Source organism: Streptomyces sp. NPDC005774 (assembly GCF_042871645.1).
GTDB lineage: Bacteria > Actinomycetota > Actinomycetes > Streptomycetales > Streptomycetaceae > Streptomyces > Streptomyces pratens.
The window spans coordinates 25,477-41,458 of the sequence record NZ_JBIAIV010000022.1 but is presented as its reverse complement, the minus strand read 5'-3'; the positions used below and the strand labels follow the sequence as shown (position 1 = coordinate 41,458).

Annotated in this window: 13 protein-coding genes; 9 read left to right on the top strand and 4 right to left on the bottom strand. The window is 72.4% G+C overall.

The annotated features are described in order from the left end of the window. The first annotated feature begins 72 nt into the window (after window positions 1–72). Window positions 73–921 (top strand): Scr1 family TA system antitoxin-like transcriptional regulator, encoded by an 849-nt coding sequence (locus ACFYQA_RS20660; protein WP_388919627.1) that lies wholly within the window; start codon window positions 73–75, stop codon window positions 919–921. Beyond that, complete coding sequence (locus tag ACFYQA_RS20655) at window positions 881–1,150, top strand: DUF397 domain-containing protein (protein WP_388919624.1); 270 nt, start codon at window positions 881–883, stop codon at window positions 1,148–1,150. Before ACFYQA_RS20660 ends, ACFYQA_RS20655 begins: the two co-directional genes overlap by 41 nt. An 84-nt stretch (window positions 1,151–1,234) precedes the next feature. Here ACFYQA_RS20655 and ACFYQA_RS20650 read toward each other — a convergent pair whose 3' ends face one another. After that, entirely contained in the window at window positions 1,235–1,765 is a 531-nt protein-coding gene (locus ACFYQA_RS20650) for a hypothetical protein (RefSeq protein ID WP_388919621.1), read from the bottom strand. A 538-nt stretch (window positions 1,766–2,303) separates the two neighbouring features. Here ACFYQA_RS20650 and ACFYQA_RS20645 point away from each other — a divergent pair. The 4 genes from ACFYQA_RS20645 (at window position 2,304) to ACFYQA_RS20630 (ending at window position 9,112) form a co-directional block, all read left to right on the top strand. Beyond that, window positions 2,304–2,540, top strand: a complete 237-nt coding sequence (locus ACFYQA_RS20645; RefSeq protein ID WP_388919618.1) for a transposase — start codon at window positions 2,304–2,306, stop codon at window positions 2,538–2,540. A gap of 202 nt (window positions 2,541–2,742) precedes the next feature. Further along, window positions 2,743–3,063, top strand: coding sequence for a hypothetical protein (locus ACFYQA_RS20640; RefSeq protein ID WP_388919615.1), 321 nt, complete (start codon window positions 2,743–2,745; stop codon window positions 3,061–3,063). A 380-nt stretch (window positions 3,064–3,443) separates the two neighbouring features. Continuing rightward, entirely contained in the window at window positions 3,444–7,727 is a 4,284-nt protein-coding gene (locus tag ACFYQA_RS20635; protein WP_388919612.1) for an SNF2-related protein, read from the top strand. Next, window positions 7,724–9,112 (top strand): hypothetical protein, encoded by a 1,389-nt coding sequence (locus ACFYQA_RS20630; RefSeq protein ID WP_388919609.1) that lies wholly within the window; start codon window positions 7,724–7,726, stop codon window positions 9,110–9,112. The genes ACFYQA_RS20635 and ACFYQA_RS20630 overlap by 4 nt, the downstream gene beginning before the upstream one ends. A gap of 28 nt (window positions 9,113–9,140) precedes the next feature. On the opposite strand, the gene ACFYQA_RS20625 is transcribed toward ACFYQA_RS20630, so the two are convergent. Beyond that, window positions 9,141–10,952 carry a flavin-containing monooxygenase gene (locus ACFYQA_RS20625; RefSeq protein ID WP_388919828.1) on the bottom strand — a complete coding sequence of 604 codons (1,812 nt, stop codon included), beginning with the start codon at window positions 10,950–10,952 and terminating at the stop codon, window positions 9,141–9,143. Window positions 10,953–11,191: 239 nt separating this feature from the next. Here ACFYQA_RS20625 and ACFYQA_RS20620 point away from each other — a divergent pair, with 239 nt between their 5' ends. Then, window positions 11,192–12,229, top strand: a complete 1,038-nt coding sequence (locus ACFYQA_RS20620; protein WP_388919605.1) for an SMP-30/gluconolactonase/LRE family protein — start codon at window positions 11,192–11,194, stop codon at window positions 12,227–12,229. 13 nt (window positions 12,230–12,242) lie between these two features. Here the strand turns inward: ACFYQA_RS20620 and ACFYQA_RS20615 are convergent, their stop codons facing one another. Beyond that, a complete protein-coding gene (locus ACFYQA_RS20615) occupies window positions 12,243–12,866 on the bottom strand; it encodes a TetR/AcrR family transcriptional regulator (protein WP_388919825.1) in 624 nt (207 codons plus the stop codon). Between the two features lie 89 nt (window positions 12,867–12,955). Beyond that, window positions 12,956–13,615: a pirin family protein gene (locus ACFYQA_RS20610; RefSeq protein WP_388919602.1), complete on the bottom strand. Its 660-nt coding sequence runs from the start codon at window positions 13,613–13,615 to the stop codon at window positions 12,956–12,958. Window positions 13,616–13,742: 127 nt separating this feature from the next. Between ACFYQA_RS20610 and ACFYQA_RS20605 the strand changes: the two genes are divergently transcribed. Then, entirely contained in the window at window positions 13,743–14,948 is a 1,206-nt protein-coding gene (locus ACFYQA_RS20605) for a PucR family transcriptional regulator (RefSeq protein ID WP_388919599.1), read from the top strand. A gap of 89 nt (window positions 14,949–15,037) precedes the next feature. Continuing rightward, window positions 15,038–15,982: an ACP S-malonyltransferase gene (locus ACFYQA_RS20600; protein WP_388919822.1), complete on the top strand. Its 945-nt coding sequence runs from the start codon at window positions 15,038–15,040 to the stop codon at window positions 15,980–15,982.

The window sequence follows — 15,982 nt, the reverse complement described above, 5'->3', positions numbered from 1 at the left end:
ACCCTCCGCATACGCTCGACCACGCAACGAAATCAACGTCGCGAGACGTCAGGCCAGGCCGGAGGCACCACCGTGGCCAACATCCAGACGCTCGACCCCAGCGCGTCCCCCCTCGATTACTACGGCTGGGAGTTGCGCCGCCAACGCGAGGCCCACGGCCTCAAACAGGGCCAGCTCGGCGAGATCATCTTCTGTACGGGCTCGCTGATCTGCCAGATCGAGACCACGAAGAAGATCCCGACCCGCGACTTCTCCGAACGCGTGGACGCCGCCCTCGGCACCGACGGCACCTTCTCCCGCCTGATCGGCCTGGTGCTACGCAGTCAACTGCCGTCCTGGTTTCAGCCGCACGCGGAGATGGAAGCAAGGGCTACCTACCTCTCCACTTACCAAGCACAACTGGTGTACGGGTTGTTGCAGACAAGGGAGTACGCGCGGGCCGTCCTCGCCACCGGCATGCCGGACGACCTGGACGGATTGGCGGCGGCCCGTATGGAACGCCAGCGCATCCTGGAGCGGGAGCAACCACCGCTCACCTGGGCTGTCCTGGACGAGGCGGTACTGCTCCGCCCGATCGGCGGCCACGAGGTCATGCGCCGCCAACTCGCCCACCTGTTGGATCTCACACGTCACCGCTGGGTGCACGTACAGGTGCTTCCAAATGCAGCGGGCGAACACGCGAGTCTGGCCGGTTCGTTCACCACCATGCGCTTCAACGACGACCCGGATGTCGTCTACACGGAGGACCTCATCTCCGGCCATATGACGGCCAATCCCGAGACCCTCAGGGAAGCATCGCTCCGTTACGCTCGCTTGCAGGCCGCGGCCCTCTCCGTGGAGGACTCGGCGGCGCTGATCGCACGAGTCATGGAGGAGCGCTATGGAGAACGGCCCCAGCCCGAGGAACGTGCAGTGGCGTAAGTCCAGCTACAGCGGTAACACCGGCGGCGAATGCGTCGAGTGCACCGTTGCCGCTGGCGCTGCCTGGCGCACCTCCAGCCACAGCGGAAGCAACGGCGGCGAGTGCGTCGAGGTGGCCGACGGCTGCCCGGCCGGCGCCGTCCCGGTCCGCGACAGCAAGAACCCCACCGGCCCCGTCGTCACCATCGGCGCCCCCGCCTGGCAGACCTTCGTCAACACCCTGCGCTGACCGCCCTGCCCGAGAGCTGCACCAACCGCCTCAACACAACGGCGTGGTCCCGCCGCCACCCGACGCGACGGGACCCGCCACCCTCTACCTCGACGGTGCGACGCCACGATCCGCCCGGCGCAACTCACCGGCCGCCAGGACTGCGCATGCGGCACCGACGAGGACCACGCCGGGCATCGTGAGCATGCTGCGCTGATCGGTCTCCAGGACAGCCTGATACCGCTCCCGGGAGAGTTCGACCGTGCCGCGTGCAGTGGTGTCGAAAGCGAAGTATTTCCCGTCCCTCACCTCGGCGGACTGCAGATTCCCCTCCCGCCCCATACTGAGGAACATCATCGCCATACCCGACAGGACCAGCACCGCAAGCCCTGCTTGAACCTTGCCGGGAAGACACCTCAAGGCCTGCCAGACCTGGGCTTTGTCCACCCGCGCCAGCAAGAGGCGAGCCAGGGCAGCCATCAAGATCGGGAAGAGCAGTACAACGATCAGCGCCAGCAGCAGCCCCTCCTCGATCAGCAGCAAGGTCCCGGGCAGCCAAGTGAGCCCGGCCAGCACCATCAGAACGGCGCCCAGCCCTGCCGCGATACCACCGTGCACCTTGAACGACCACCCCATGATCCGCAGCCTGCCACAGGCATCACACCAGGTCACTGCTGGCCCCCGGCAGCGATAACCGCTTCAGCCTGCCGCTTCTTGCTCTGCCGACATTCGCCACCCGCCAAGTAGCCTTTATCGCAGGCTCACTCAGGCTGAACAGGCCTTCTCGACCTCGCGGGGCGGCAGCTACGGTCCAGGCGCATGACGGCACATCAGAGCCAGAGCAAAAGGCCCTGCGCCGACTGCGTTCGACCGCGAGCCCACGGAACCACTCGCGATCCAGTCACCGAGACTTTCACCGCTGTGGCCATGGCAGCTGCAGCCACCTCGTTTTTCATCAACGGTTGACTCAGAGGAGATCTATCGCCGACTCCAGCCGACACACCGCCCCAAAAGCGTGAACACTTTGGCCACCACTGTCCCGATGCCGCCCGTTTGAGCGCTTACGTGACACATATCCGCCGACTGCTCACGCTTTTCCGCAAGGCACCCGTCTCCGGCCCCGCAGCGTCGGGGCCGCGGAGATCCTCTACACCACACAGCGGGAGGCCATCCGTTGGTCTTGGCCAACGTGCTGCGGACCGACATGCACGCCCACCTGCCGCTTACTCAGGACAGCGACCCGGCCTGCGCAGTCGCCGTCCTTGCTCGCGCTCAGCAGGACGCCACCTGGAACCGGCAGCAGATCTCCAACCAGCTCCGGTCCCTGCTGCGCGAGTACTACCCGGCCGCTCTCGCGGCCGTCGAAGCCTGGAAGAACGGCCTCTGCCGTCCCGAAGCCCATAGCTCTTGAAGGCGGCCCCCACACCGGCCACGGCAGCTCGGCTTACCCGCACACAGCTGCAGAGCGCACTCAAGCGGGCCGGTCGCCAGCCGGGGGGCGCCGCCGAGGCAGGCCGGCTCCGCGAGACCTTCCGGGCCGACGGAAACTGCTGCCGCGTGACTTGCCACAGCGCACCTTGCTCAGGTCGCCCACAGCAGTCGATCATTCGCAGATGAGACCCGAAGTTCTGGCGTTCGTCGTCGCCGGCCCGCTCCCCGACCGGGACGCCGACGAGGAGATCGTCGACCTGCGCTTCAGACAACTCGAAGCCATCTCCGCACCCGTCACACCCGATGAGGCGCATGCTCTGGCTGCCTGCTTCGGCCCCGACGACTGCTACGGCGTCGCCTGGTCGCTACTGCACCTGATCGAGACCGGCCCAGGATCGCTGCCGCCAGTGACACGCCCCGACCCCGACGCCGACGTCTGGCATCACACGCTCTGGAACCGCTGGGGAAAGCACGGGCTCACCGACGAGGACTTGACGCACTAGAGCCCTGAGGTGTCTGGACAGCACCGTTCACCGGGCCGAGTCTCCGTCTGTTCGGCAAGCCAACGGCATCTCTCACGCCACTGCTTCAGGAATCGGTGAGGGCGTAGGCGCCGTGGGGTGGGTCCGGGTAGTGGGATTGCTGTGGCTCATTGGGGCCGGATTCGCTTTGGTGGCAAGGGAGTTGCAGGGTCAGGCCGGGGGCTGGCGCAGGCCGCGACCGGTACCGGGGTGCGGCGATATTGGCGGCCTGGCTTAACGTAGTCATATTCTTGCTCAGAGTGATCAGGTCCGGTGCTGTCACGCCGGGTCGATGGGGAGTGGGTGTGGGTTCTACGGCTGCGGCCGGTCCGCGGGTGGAGGCGGCGTCGACCGGTCAGGGGATGAAGTCGCCTGACGCCGACCCGTGGCACGAGGCGCTCAAGAGACTCGTCGGGTCGGCGGTGGACGACCCCGCGGTGGCCGACGAGGCGGTGCGGCGCCTGCGCTCCGGACTGCTGACGGCACGTGACATGCGGTTGGTGCTCCTGGGGACGGCACACCTACCGGGTTGGCAGCCGGTGCGCCGAGCGGTGATCGATGTCCTGGCCGGCGATGTGGAGCAGGCGCGGCACGTCCTCGTCGCCCACACCCAGGTCGAGGTGCTGCCGCCTCCGCGCTACGACGAGGTCCCACCGGAACACGGCGGCACCGGTGCCGTGTTCGCGGCCGTGGTCGGGCCCGTGGGTGAGCAGGTCACCGGGCCCGCCCGGCAGGCTCGTACCGGCCGGGAGGCGAAGGACCGGGCGGCGCTCGCCCTGCTGGCCGGTCTGGCCGGCGTCGAGCTGCCGGGCCAGGAGCCGGGCCGGGGCGGGGCAGCCGGGCGCCCGGTTCTGCCGGGCATGCTGACGGAGGTCTTCGAACACCGCCTGCTGCGCGCCCTGTCGGCGGGGCGGGGGCCCGGTCCGGAGCTGGCGGAAGAGGCTCTGCGCCGGGCCGGCGCGGGACGGCTGCGCCACCGCGACCTGTACCTGCTGCTCCTCACCGCCCGGGGCAGGGAGTGGACGGAGACCCGCACGGCGGCACTTCGGCGTGCCGCGGCGATGCCCCCGGCTCCGGCCAGGCTGCTGCACTGGTACGCCGAACAGCACGGTGACGGCGATGGACACGGCCTGTTCTACGAGGAGGAGCCGGACAGCGCCGGTGGCCGCCACCGCGTGCGGGCCCGGCTGCGGGCGGAGCGCACGTGGACCGGGCCGGAACGGACCGCCTGGTCACGCGGGACGGCCAAGCACTACGCCTGCTGCGCGCTGCTCGCCGAACTGGCCGGTCTGCCGGAGCCCGCCCCGCAGGTCGAGGACAGGCGAGCCGAGGCCGTACGCATCACGGTCCCCGCGCAGGGCCAGGATCCCGTCAAGACGCTCAACAAGCACTACCAGCGGGAATCGATCACCAAGCCCGAGTCGACGCTGCGCGTCCTGGGACCGCGCGTGGAGTGCACCTACCGCTGCCGCCACCGGGACAGTGACCTGCAGGTCCAGGTCACCGCGGTCGGCCCGGACAAGAACTCGGCACGCGGTGCCGCGGCGCTGAAACTGCTGCGCAAACTCGCCTCCATCGACGCCGCCGACAGCGCCGACACCGTCGACAGCGCTGCCGCCCTCGGCATCCCCGGCGCCCTCGGCATCCCCAATGCCATCGGCGCTGCCCGCCATGGTGCGGATGGACCGCTCTCCGTGGGAGCGGGCTCCGTGGCCATGCCGGCCGCCCCCTCGCCGGCCCAGGTGCGCGAAGCGGTCGCGGCGGGCTGCCCGGTGTCGTTCGTGCCCGCCCAGGGCGCGGGCCCGGCGGTGTGGTGGGTGCGGGACAGTGGCTCCCGTTCCCGTGTGCTGCCGGTGACCGGCCTGTACGTCCCGCTCGTGGACGGCCTGCCCGCGGTGCACCGGGCCGGTGACGGAGCGGATCCGACCGCGGTGTTCTGGCAGCGGGCGGTGCACATCGCCCTGCAGCTCGTCCGTGCCCGGCTCGTCCATCCCGCGCTCGACGAGCGCGGGCACGCGGTGTGGCGCGTGGGCCCGGTCCCGGCGGACGCCGAGGACGCGTTGACGGCGCTCGCCGCCGCGGCACCGCCCGGTGCCGTATTGCCCAGTGCCGCGTTGTCCGGTCCTGTACTGCCCGGTGCCGGGCTGTCCCATCCCGGTGCGACCGCCCGTCAGTCCCTTCTCGCCTGCTGCGACGCGGTGGCCGACGCGCTGGTGCGCACCCCTGCCGCCGTCCTGTGCGGTGCCGGCCCCTGGACGGCGCCCGTACCGGGCCCGGTCGACGCCGGGACGCGGGGCAGGGTGCGCGGCTGGCTGGATGATGTGGAGGACCTGGTCGACGGCGGCCCGGCCCCGCAGCTGGTTCTGCGGATCCAGTCGCCCGGCGAGGAGCAGGCCGCCGCCGGCCGACTCACCGCCGACCTGCACCTGGCCCCGGCAGGCTCCGCCTCCACGGGCTCGGTCTCCACAGACTCCGCCTCCCCGGACTCCGCCTCCCCGGACTCCGTCCCGGACGAAACGGGCGAGGTGGCCGCCGCCCGGGTGTGGTCCGGTGCCGCGCGCGTCGGCGGAGAAGGCGCCGACACGGTCCGGCCGCGGGTACGGCGGGTCCTGCGTCGGGCCGCGCGGCTGAATCCGGCCCTGGACCCACTGGCCGCGCTGGCCGGTGAGGAGCACCCGCGGCAGTGCGTCCTGCACTCCCGCGCGATCGCCGCGCTGCTGACGCAGGAGGCCGAACTCGCCGAAGCGGGCGTACGGGTGGTCTGGCCCGAACGACTGCGCACCGCCCTGTCGGCGGCCGCGGTCGTCGGCACGCCGGACGGAGATGCGGACGGCGGGCCCGGCCGGACGACCGGGGCGACCGGGGCGACAGGGGAGCGGTCGCGGTTCAGTGTGACGGCGATGCTCGACTTCCGCTGGCAGGTCGCCCTCGACGGCTCCGACCTCAGCGAGGAGGAGATGGACGCCCTCGCCGAAGCGGCCCGGCCGCTGGTGCGCATCCGAGGAGAGTGGGTGCTGGCCGACCCTGTCCTGCAGCGCCGCGCCCGCCACCGGCTCCTGGGCCGGCTGCCCGGGACGCAGGCGCTGACCGCCGCCCTGACGGGCACCGTCGCCGTCGCCGGCGACACGGTCGCCTGCCGGCCCGCCGGACCGCTCGCCGACATGATCGGTGTGCTGCGGCAGGGCGAACACCATCACGAGGCGGTGCCCGTGCCCGCCGGGCTGACGGCCACTCTGCGCGGCTACCAGCAACGGGCCCTGACCTGGCTCGCGCACACCACACGCCTCGGGTTCGGCGCCCTCCTCGCCGACGACATGGGGCTGGGCAAGACCCTCACCGCGCTCGCCTTCACCCTGCACCACCAGCGCCGCAGCCCTGGTCCGGCGCTGGTGATCTGCCCGGCGTCCCTCGTGGCCACCTGGTGTCGCGAGGCCGCCCGTTTCGCCCCCCACCTGCCGGTCGTCGCCTACCACGGCGCCGAACGCACGCTGGAAGCGGTCACCGACACCACGCTGGTGGTCACCACCTACGACCTGCTGCGCCGCGACGCCGCCCGCCTCGCCGAGCGCAGTTGGGGCCTGGTCGTCGCCGACGAGGCCCAGCACGCGAAGAACCCCGCCTCCGCCACCGCCCGCCGGCTGCGCGCCCTGCCCTCCACCACCCGTCTGGCGCTGACCGGCACCCCGGTGGAGAACAACCTGTCCGAACTGTGGGCGCTGCTCGACTGGACCAACCCGGGCCTGTTCGGGCCGCTGACGGTGTTCCGGTCCCGGTGGGCGAACGCCGCGGAGAAGAACCCCGACGGCGTGGAGGCCGCCGAACTGGGCCGGGTCGTCGCCCCGTTCCTGCTCCGGCGCCGCAAGACCGACCCCGGTATCGCCCCCGAACTCCCGGCGAAGATCGACCGGCCGCGTCCGGTGCAGCTGACCACCGAGCAGGCCGGCCTGTACGAGGCGGTCGTCCGTGAGACCCTGCGGCAGATCCAGGACGCCCGCGGCATCGAACGCAGCGGTCTGGTCTTCAAGCTCCTGACCGCGCTGAAACAGATCACCAACCATCCCGCCCACTACCTGCGTGAACAGCCGCCCACCAGCGGCGAGTCACCCGCGTTCACGGCGCGTTCGGCCAAGACCGCGGCCCTCGTCGACCTGCTGGAGACGATCCGGGCGCGCGATGAGGCCGCACTGGTCTTCACCAGCTACGTCGCCATGGGCCGCCTGCTCACCGCCCATCTCACCCACCTCGGGCACGACCCGCTCTTCCTGCACGGGGCGACGCCCCTGGCCGAGCGGACGCGTATGGTCGACGCCTTCCAGGCCGGCCGGCACCCGGTGATGGTCCTGTCCCTCAAAGCGGCCGGGACCGGCCTGACCCTCACCCGTGCCGCCCACGTCGTCCACTACGACCGCAGCTGGAACGCCGCCGTCGAGGACCAGGCCACCGACCGCGCCCACCGCATCGGCCAGCACCGGACGGTGACCGTGCACCGTCTGATCACCAGGCACACCGTCGAGGACCGCATCGACGAACTCCTCGCCCGTAAGCGCACCCTGGCCTCCGCCGTCCTGACCGGCGGAGACCAGGCGCTCACCCGGCTCACCGACCGGGAGCTGGCCGACCTCGTGGCCCTGGGGGAACACCGGTGAGCGAGCCGCACACCACCGTCGGATGGGCCCATGCCCTGACCGCTTCCCTCCTCGCCGCCCTCACCCGGGCCGCCGGGGACACCGCGCTCCTCGACGCGGCACGGCGCCTGCTCCTCGACGGGGAGGCGGGCACGCTCAACGTCAACCGGGGCTTCGCCACGACCAAGTTCCCCCTGCCCGGCGGTCGCGTCGCCCGGCCCCGGCTGCTCGTCACCGAACTCACGGACGCCGACTGGGACCGCGTCGAAACCGCGCTCCGCGCACGTCCCGACGCCGTGGCCGTCGCCGGAACCGCCGCCGTCAGCGACCGGCTCACCGATCCGGCACACACCGGCGGCGTCCCCCTCGTCCCCGGTCCGGAGGACATCTCCCACACCTGCACCTGCGCTCCCGAAGCCGCCGACGCCGCGTGCCCGCACTCCGTCGCCCTCGGCATGCTCCTCACCGACCGGCTGCGCACCACGCCCGCCCCCCTGTTCACCCTGCGCGGCCGCCCCCACCAGCACGTGAAGAAGCGCCTGCGCGCGAGCGGCACGGACCCCGGGCAGGCACGGGACCCGATGCCCGGAACCCCGGTGTCCAAAATCCCGGTGCCCGGGACACCAGAGTCCGGGCCCCCACCCACCGCCACGGCCCCGGTCCCAGCCCAGGCACAGGCACAGGCACAGGCACAGGCCACAGAGTCGACCCCGCCGAGCCCGCCCGCCCCGCCGGTCCCCGGCCCGGTCGACCTCGATCTCACCGGGGCACGCCCGGTACCGGCCGGTTCGCTCGCCGCGCCCCCCGCCCCGCTGCCCGCGGCCGAGGCCCTGGACGCGCTGGCGGCGGACGCCGCCCACCGCGCCGGAGCCCTTCTCGACGGCGCCCTGCTCAACGGTGCCCTCCTCGACGGGCAGGAACTCCCGGCCGGTTCCGGCAGCGGCCCCAGCGGTAACCCCGGCTCCGCCCCCTGCTCCGACCCCGGCGGCGACATCGCGCGCTTCCTGGCCCTGCCGCACGGGGCGCCGTTCCGGCAGGCCGCCATGGACCGTCTCGGCCTGGACCTCGTCGGCATGGGCCACTACCGACTCGCCCACACCCACGGCGGACCGGCCGGAGCAGCCGCCTACCTCGAGCCGTTCACCGTCGGCCACGACGTCCTCGCCGACGCCCAGGCCCGCATCCAGTCGCTGCGCCCCGCCGCCACGGCCCCCATCGCGTGCGAACACAACCGGCTCACCGACGACGCCGCCGGCATCCAGCTCAGGTACGGACCGGACGGGCGCTGGCACCCCTACCGCGCCCCGTACGGCATCTGGCAACCCGTCCCCGGCCCGTCCGCCGACCCGGCCCGGGCCTACCGCGCCGCCCGCACCGCGGGGCGCGCGAACCGGCGTACTTCATAGCGCCGCAGCATCTCCCTCCCCCACCCGCTCAGCGCTCCCCGGCAGGTGTCCTGGGCTGGAGGATGTCGTCGATCGAGTCCTCGCGCCACTGCTCGAGAAGGTGGTGGAAGGCGTGGGCGCCGTGGGGGTAGGCGGTGGGGCCGTTGGGGCGGCCCCGGCCTTCGCGGTTGTAGTAGCCGGGGGTGCACTCGGCGTGGAACCACTCGTGGTCGGGGGCGTCCATGGCCAGGGTGGCGAGCCAGGCGTCCTCGATCTCGCGGGGTGGTTCGACGAGCGCGCCGCCCGCTTCGGCGGCGGCGACCAACGCGGCGGCGTGGACGGCCTGTTCGTCCAGGATGTGGGTGAAGTTGACGCTGCTGGCGTTCTGCAGCGAGCCCATCTGGATCAGGTTGGGGAAGCCGTTGCTGGTGAAGCCGTGCAGGGTGCGCGGGCCCTGCCGCGCCCAGGCGTGCAGGAGTTGGGTGCCTCCCCGGCCGTGGACGGGGAGCCTGCCGGAGAGGACGCCGGAGGTGCCGACGGAGAAACCCGTGGCGAAGATCAGGCAGTCGAGGTCGTACGTCGTGCCGTCGACGACCACGCCGGTCTCGGTGACGCGCTCGATGCCGTGGGTGTCGGCGGTGTCGACCAGGGTGACGTTGTCGCGGTTGAAGGCCTGGTAGTACTTGTCGGAGAAGGTGGGGCGCTTGCAGGCGTACCGGTACCAGGGCTTGAGCTTCTCCGCCGTGTCCGGGTCGGTGACGGTCTGCTCGACGCGGGCGCGGAGATCGTTCATCTTGGCGGCGTCGGCCGCCTCGTAGGCCGCTTCGAAGGCCTCCCGGTCGTCCTGGCGGCGGAAACTCGGCAGGAGCTTCTCCAGGAGGCCGGCCGATTCGGTCCAGCGGTCGGCGACGAGGTCCTGGTCGGCCGGTTCGCCGGAGACGATGCGGAGGTAGTTCTCGCGGCGCTCGCGCGCCCAGCCCTCACGGTCGGCGCCGACGTCCCGGGCGGTGGTGCGGCGGTTGGCGCGGACGTCCACGGTGGAGGGGGTGCGCTGGAAGACGTAGACGTGTGCGGCGTCCTCGGCCAGCATCGGGATGGCCTGGATGCCGGTGGCGCCGGTGCCGACGACGCCCACCCGCTTGTCCGCGAGGCCCGTCATGCCGCCGTCCGGGGTGCCGCCGGTGTAGGCGTAGTCCCACCGCGAGGTGTGGAAGGTGTGCCCCTTGAAGTCCTGGACGCCGGGGATCCCGGGGAGCTTCGGTGTGGAGAGGGTGCCGGTGGAGGTGACGACGTACGTGGCCCGGAACGCGTCGCCGCGGTCGGTGGTCACGGTCCACGTCCCGGTGTCCTCGTCCCAGGTCAGTGAGGTGACCGAGGTGGAGAACAGGGCGCTCTCGTAGAGGTCGAACTGCCGGGCGACGCGCACCGCGTGGCGGCGGATCTCCTCGCCGGGGGCGTACTTCCACTCCGGGACGTATCCGGTCTCGTCGAGCATCGGCAGGTACACGTGCGACTCGATGTCGCAGTGGATGCCCGGGTACCGGTTCCAGTACCAGGTGCCCCCGAAGTCGCCGCCCGTCTCGACGATGCGGACGGACTCCACGCCCTGCTGCCGCATCCGCGCCCCGGCGAGGATGCCGCCGAATCCGCCGCCGACCACGGCGACGTCGACGGTGTCGTGCAGTGGCTCCCGCTCAACGACTTCACCGGCATACGGGTCGGCGGCGTAGTAGCCGAACTCGGCTTCGGGGGCCTGGTACTGGGTGGTGCCGTCCGGGCGCACGCGTCGCTCGCGCTCGGAGCGGTAGCGCTGCCTCAGCACGTCCAGCTCCTCGCGGGACGGGGCCTGGTGGGGCGCCATATGGGGGATCGCCATGTGAGGGATCGTCATGTGGGGGGACCTGCCTCAATCCTCTGTCGTTCCGGCCGCGTCGACCTGTGCGGTCGTCGGCTCCGCTACGGTAACAACTACCGGACAGCGCTGTCCGGTTGGGATTCGGACGCGCGGTGGCGCGTACTGGCCCGTCTCCGCCCCACTGCCCCCGGCACCCTCGACCCCACTCCCCCCACACACACAGCCGACAGGAAGAGTGACCCCCCATGCGACGACTCCCTCTTCGCTCCCTCGCCGTGCTCGCCGCCATCGGCTCCCTAACCCTCACCGGATGCGGTACGCAGACGGGTGACGCCGGTGAGCAGACGGCCGGGGCTCCCGGCGCGGGCGGGCGGGCCCTTCGCGCGCAGCAGGTGATGCAGCTGACGGAGGTGCACGAGCAGACCGGGATGACGCTGCTGGAGGGGCCGGCCTTCGGTGCGGACGGCGACCTGTTCGTCGTCGACGTCACCGCGCCCGAGGGCGAGCCGAAGGTGATGCGCGTCGACGTCCGCAAGAAGACGAAGCGCACGGTCCACACCGATGGGCGCGGGGCATACACCTCGGCGCAGTTCAGCCCGTACGACGGACGGCTCTACCTGACCGACTTCGCGCACGGCGAGGTCGTGAGCCTGAACCCGGACGACCCGGACGGCAGCGACCTGCGGACCTTCTTCTCCGGCAAGGTCGACGGGGCGCCGATGAACCCCGACGACATCGCCTTCGACGAGGACGGCAACCTGTACGTCAGCGACTCGCGCGGCCTGACCGAGGGCAAGGCGCTCGGCCGGGTGGTGCGGATCGACCGCGACGGCGAGGAGGTCACCGTGCTGGCCGACGGCCTCGCCGCGACGAACGGGGTCTCGTTCGACGCGGAGTACCGCGGGCTGTGGTTCAGCGAGCTGACGGAGAACCGGATCTCGTACCTCCCCGTCGGCGGGAAGGGCGGGGTCACGGCCCGGCACACCGCCGTCCGGGTCGACGGCGGGATCGCGCAGACCGACTCGATCGCCGTGGACGCGGACGGCAACCTCTACCAGGCGCTGCACGGCCGGCCCGCGATGGTCGTGTACGACCGGCACGGTGAGCGCCTGGCGACCGTCGAGGTGCCCGCCCGCGCCGCCGAGGGCCTGGAGTCGGCGACGAACGTGGCGATCACGCCTGGCGGGACCAAGGCGTACATGACCGTCAGCGGGCCCGCGGGCGGATACCTGTACACCTTCGACGCGCTGGCGAAGGGCACCCGTCAGTCCAACGGCGGCTGACGGCCCCGGACGCCTAGCCGCCGAAGGGCCGCACCGGTCCCACCTCGACGCCGAGGAGCCGCCAGGCCGCCAGCGCCCTGCGCTCCCGCCCCTCGCGGGAGGGGCCGGTGACGGCGCCGGAGACCATGGCGACGGCGAGCATGAGGTCGTCCGCCGCGCTCAGCCGGTGGCCGCCGTCGTCGGGCAGGTGGGCGCGCAGGGCTAGTTCGACCCGCCGGGACAGGGCCAGGGCGTGCGCGCGGACGCCGGAGCGGCGGTCCGATCCGTCGGCGTGCAGGAGGCCGATGAACGCGGCCGACTCCTTCAGGTGCCAGGTCAGCACACCGAGCACACCGGCGAGGGTCGCGTCCTCGGCCGCGGCCGCCTGCTCGACCTGGCGGACGTTCTCCTCCAGTACGGCTGTCGTCACGGCGGCCCGGTCGGGGAAGTGCCGGTACAGGACGCCCTGCCCGACGCCGGCCCGGCGGGCGATCGCGGACAGCGGGGCGTCCAGGCCGTGCTCCGCGTAGATCTCCCGGGCGGCGGCGACCAGCGCGGCACGGTTGCGGGCGGCGGCCTTCGGCCCGTCGTTCGCGGGCCGCCGCTCTTCATTCGCGGGCCGGCGTCGCTCACTCGTGGGCCGCGGCCGGTCCGGCAGGGGGTGCTGCGTCACGTCGGAAGGGTACGGCAGCGTCCGCCCGCCGCCGCTGAGCCGGGAGGCCGAGGAGTCGGCGCCGGTGCGCCGGTTCACGTGCCGCGCATCTCCCACAGCAGCAGCTCGGACGTGGTCACGGCGACCGCTTCGGCGTCCTTCGTGTCCGTGAGGCGGGAGGCGTCCCCCGGCCCCAGCCGCCCGCCGTCCAGATCCACCTCGCCGCGCACGACGTGGATGTATACGTACGCCGCGCCCGGGATCGCTGTCCGCTCCCCCGCCGTCAGGCGGCGGACGTGGAGCATGGCACCCGCCTCCGGGAGGGCGTACGGGGTGGAGTCGGCTATGCCGCGGACCACCTCGTAGAAGGGGTCGCCGCCGGGTTCCAGCGGGGCCAGCCACATCTGGAGGAAGGTCAGGGGTCCGGAGCCCGCGTTGCGTTCCACGTGCCGTACGCCGGAGGCGGCGCTCAGGCGCTGGACGTCGCCGGGGCGGACGAGTGTCTCGTGGCCGGTGGAGTCACGGTGGGTCAGCTCGCCCTCCACCACCCACGTCACGATCTCGGTGTGGCTGTGCGGATGCTCGTCGAAGCCGGCGCCGGGGGCGAGCCGCTCCTCGTTGCAGGCGATCACCGCGCCGAAGCGCAGGTGGTCGGGGTCGTAGTGCGGGCCGAAGGAGAAGGCGTGCCGGCTCTCGATCCCGGCCGCCGGATCGCCGCCCTGGAAGCGCTCGTGCGCGCGCCGTACGTCGGTCACGCGGTCCACGGTAGCCCCGGCGCGAGACCCCCCGGGCCCCGGTGGGAAACCCGGTGCGAGACCCCCGGGCCCCCCGCGGGAGACCCGGCGACGCGTTCCGGTGTCCGGATGAGGCAGTCTTGTCACCGTGCCCGAACCCGAAACCAGCATGCCCGAGACCCCGGCAGGCCCCGCCCATCCGCATCCCGCGACGCTGAAGCGGCTGGAGAAGTCGTCCGGCCACCTCGCCGCGCAGGCCATCCTGCGGATGGACGAGACGCTGCCCTGGTACCGGGCGATGCCACCGGAGAACCGTTCCTGGATCGGGTTGGTCGCCCAGGCGGGCATCGCCGCCTTCACCGAGTGGTTCCGGCGCCCCGAGGCACCGCAGGCCATCTCCACCGACGTCTTCGGGACCGCGCCGCGCGAGCTGACCCGGGCCATCACGCTGCGGCAGACCGTGGAGATGGTGCGTACCACCATCGAGGTCATGGAGACGGCCATCGACGAGGTGGCCGCGCCGGGCGACGAGTCGGTGCTGCGCGAGGCGCTCCTGGTGTACGCGCGGGAGATCGCGTTCGCCACCGCCCAGGTGTACGCGCAGGCGGCCGAGGCGCGGGGCGCCTGGGACGCGCGGCTGGAGTCGCTGGTCGTGAACGCGGTGCTCAGCGGCGAGGCCGACGAGGGTGCCGTGTCGCGGGCCGCCGCCCTGGGGTGGAACTCGCCGGAGCATGTGTGCGTGCTGCTCGGCACCGCGCCCGACGGCGACTCGGAGCTGACCGTGGAGGCGATCCGGCGGGCCGCCCGGCACGCCAAGCTCCAGGTGCTGACGGGGGTGCTGGGGAACCGGCTGGTGGTGATCGCGGGCGGCAGCGACAATCCGCTGGCCGTGGCCAAGTCGCTGATCGGGCCGTACGCGCAGGGGCCGGTGGTGGCGGGCCCGGTGGTGCCGGACCTCCAGGCGGCGACCCGGTCCGCGCAGGCCGCCGCGGCGGGCCTGAAGGCGTGTTCCGCCTGGCAGGACGCGCCGCGCCCGGTACTGGCCGACGATCTGCTGCCGGAGCGGGCGATCTCCGGTGACACCTCGGCCCGTGAGCAGTTGGTGGAGGAGATCTACAGACCGCTCGAGGAGACCGGGGCCGCGCTGCTGGAGACCCTCAGCGTCTATCTGGAGCAGGCGAGCAGCCTCGAGGGGGCCGCCCGAATGCTGTTCGTGCACCCCAATACCGTGCGTTACCGGCTCCGACGTGTGACGGACGTCACCGGATGGTCACCCTCCGATGTACGCTCTGCGTTCACACTGCGGGTCGCGCTGATCCTGGGGCGTCTGGTCGACGGCGATCTCCAGCTCTAGCCTCTTGTCGGGGTTCCACAAAACCCCCTCGTGTTCTTCGTCCCTGTCCTCACGGGCGGCTTCGGCCGTCGTCAAGAGAGAGTGTGAGAGTGCTCGTACTCGTCGCTCCCGGCCAGGGCGCTCAGACGCCCGGCTTCCTGACTGAATGGCTCGACCTCCCCGGTGCCGCGGACCGCGTCGCCGCCTGGTCCGACGCCATCGGACTCGACCTCGCCCACTACGGCACCGGGGCCGACGCGGACGCGATCCGCGACACGGCCGTCGCCCAGCCGCTGCTGGTCGCGGCCGGGCTGCTGTCCGTCTCGGCGCTGGGTGCCGGTGCGGACGACACCGCCTCGGCGGTGGCGCGGCTCGCGCCCGGCGCGGTCGCCGGGCACAGCGTCGGTGAGTTCACCGCGGCCGCGTTCGCGGGGGTCCTCGACGACACGGCCGCGCTGAGCCTGGTCCGCAAGCGGGGTCTGGCCATGGCCGACGCCGCCGCGGTCACCGAGACCGGCATGGCGGCGCTGCTCGGCGGCGACCCGGACGTCACCGTCGCACACCTGGAGAAGCTGGGGCTGACCCCGGCGAACATCAACGGCGCGGGCCAGATCGTGGCGGCCGGCACCAAGGAGCAACTGGCCGCGCTGGAGGCGGACAAGCCTCAGGGCGTGCGTCGGGTCGTCGCGCTCAAGGTGGCCGGCGCCTTCCACACGCACCACATGGGCCCCGCCGTCGACACGCTGGCGAAGGCGGCCGAGGACCTGACACCGGGCGACCCGAAGGCCGTCTACGTGTCGAACAAGGACGGTGCGACGGTCGCGACCGGTGCCGGGGTGCTGGAGCGCCTGGTGGGCCAGGTGGCGAACCCGGTGCGCTGGGACCTGTGCATGGAGACGTTCAAGGAGCTCGGGGTGACCGCGCTGATCGAGGTGTGCCCCGGGGGGACCCTGACCGGCCTCGCCAAGCGTGCCCTGCCCGGCGTCGCGACGCTCGCCCTGAAGACCCCCGCCGACCTCGACGCCGCCCGCGAGCTCGTAGCCGAGCACGCCTGA

What these genes read in the sequence shown, in the direction of transcription:
- ACFYQA_RS20640 (WP_388919615.1), top strand. Translation starts at nt 2,743, where the DNA reads ATGAGACCCGAAGTTCTGGCGTTCGTCGTCGCCGGCCCGCTCCCCGAC.
- ACFYQA_RS20625 (WP_388919828.1), bottom strand. Translation starts at nt 10,952, where the DNA reads ATGGCGCCCCACCAGGCCCCGTCCCGCGAGGAGCTGGACGTGCTGAGG.
- ACFYQA_RS20620 (WP_388919605.1), top strand. Translation starts at nt 11,192, where the DNA reads ATGCGACGACTCCCTCTTCGCTCCCTCGCCGTGCTCGCCGCCATCGGC.
- ACFYQA_RS20650 (WP_388919621.1), bottom strand. Translation starts at nt 1,765, where the DNA reads ATGGGGTGGTCGTTCAAGGTGCACGGTGGTATCGCGGCAGGGCTGGGC.
- ACFYQA_RS20655 (WP_388919624.1), top strand. Translation starts at nt 881, where the DNA reads ATGGAGAACGGCCCCAGCCCGAGGAACGTGCAGTGGCGTAAGTCCAGC.
- ACFYQA_RS20635 (WP_388919612.1), top strand. Translation starts at nt 3,444, where the DNA reads ATGAAGTCGCCTGACGCCGACCCGTGGCACGAGGCGCTCAAGAGACTC.